Source organism: Streptomyces sp. NPDC089915, from assembly GCF_040684675.1.
In the GTDB taxonomy this organism is placed as follows: Bacteria; Actinomycetota; Actinomycetes; order Streptomycetales; family Streptomycetaceae; genus Streptomyces.
This window is the reverse complement of the sequence record NZ_JBFBGN010000386.1, coordinates 1-1,301: the sequence shown is the minus strand read 5'-3', so window position 1 is coordinate 1,301 and position 1,301 is coordinate 1. Positions and strand designations below refer to the sequence as shown.

The 1,301-nt window shown below is 73.3% G+C and carries 2 protein-coding genes; both read left to right on the top strand.

Annotation, left to right across the window (positions count from 1 at the left end; genetic code table 11):
- Positions 1-582: arginase family protein (locus tag AB0O29_RS36040; RefSeq protein ID WP_365160710.1), on the top strand; the 582-nt coding region annotated here is incomplete at its 5' end.
- A gap of 64 nt (positions 583-646) precedes the next feature.
- The coding region (dapF, locus tag AB0O29_RS36035) for a diaminopimelate epimerase (protein WP_365160707.1) at positions 647-1,301 on the top strand (655 nt) is incomplete at its 3' end.

Genomic DNA, 1,301 nt, shown 5'->3' with positions numbered 1-1,301 from the left:
CTCATCAACAACACCTGTTCCGTCAGCCTCGCCACTCTGCCCGTCGTGGCGCGCGAACACCCCGACGCCGTGGTGCTGTACATCGACGGACACGGCGACTTCAACACCCCCGAGACCACGGACACCGGATACCTCGGCGGCATGGTCCTCTCCGGGGCCTGCGGACTGTGGGACAGCGGCCACGGCGCGGGCCTGAGCCCCGAACAGGCGGTCCTCGTCGGCTCGCGCGACATCGACGAGGGCGAGCGCGAGCTGATCCGGGGGGCAGGCGTCCGCCTCATCCCCCCGGGGGAGGCCACGGCCGAGGCCGTCCTGGAAGCGGTCGGGGACGCGCCCGTGTGGGTCCACATCGACTGGGACGTGCTCGAACCGGGTTCCATACCGGCCGACTACACCGTTCCGGACGGGATGCTCCCCGCCCAGATCCGCGCCATCTTCGAGGCGATCCCGGCGGAGCGGCTCATCGGCGTCGAACTCGCGGAGCTCAACGCCCCCGCCGGCAGCGAGCGGGCCGAGCAGGCCGTCGCCGTCATCCTCGACATGGTCGCCCCGGCCTTCGACGCCGCCGCGGCACGCCCCTGACGGCCCCGACTCCGCTGCCCCTCCACCGACCGACCGTCTGAACCTGACCACGGGTGTGATGCGCATGAGAACGCCGACCACGCTTCCCTTCACCAAGATGCACGGAGCCGGCAACGACTTCGTGGTGCTGGACCTGCGTGACGGGCCGGACCCCTCCCCGGAGCTGTGCCGCGCACTGGCCGACCGCCACAAGGGCGCCGGCTGCGACCTCGTCCTCGGCATCAGGGAACCGCGCAGCGCGCGGGCCGTCGCGGCCTTCGACATCTGGACGGCGGACGGGGCGCGTTCGGCGCAGTGCGGCAACGGCGCACGGTGCGTCGCCGCCTGGGCGGTCCGCGCGGGCCTGGCCCGGGGCCCGCGGTTCGCCCTGGACAGCCCGAGCGGAACGCACGAGGTCGACGTCCTCGGCGAGGACACCTTCCGCGTCGCCCTGGCCGTACCGCGCTTCGCACCCCAGAGCATCCCCCTGTTCGGCCAGGACGGCGAACGGGACCTGTACGAGGCCGACCTGGACGACGGGACGCGGGTGCGGTTCGCCGCCGTCTCCATGGGCAACCCGCACGCGGTGATCGAGGTCGACGACACGGCCACCGCCCCCGTCGCCCGCGTCGGCCGGGCCGTCCGGGAGTCCGGCCTCTTCCTCCCCACCGTCAACGTCGGCTTCGTCCGGGTCGAGTCCCGCGACCGCGTGCACCTGCGGGTCCACGAGTACGGCGCGG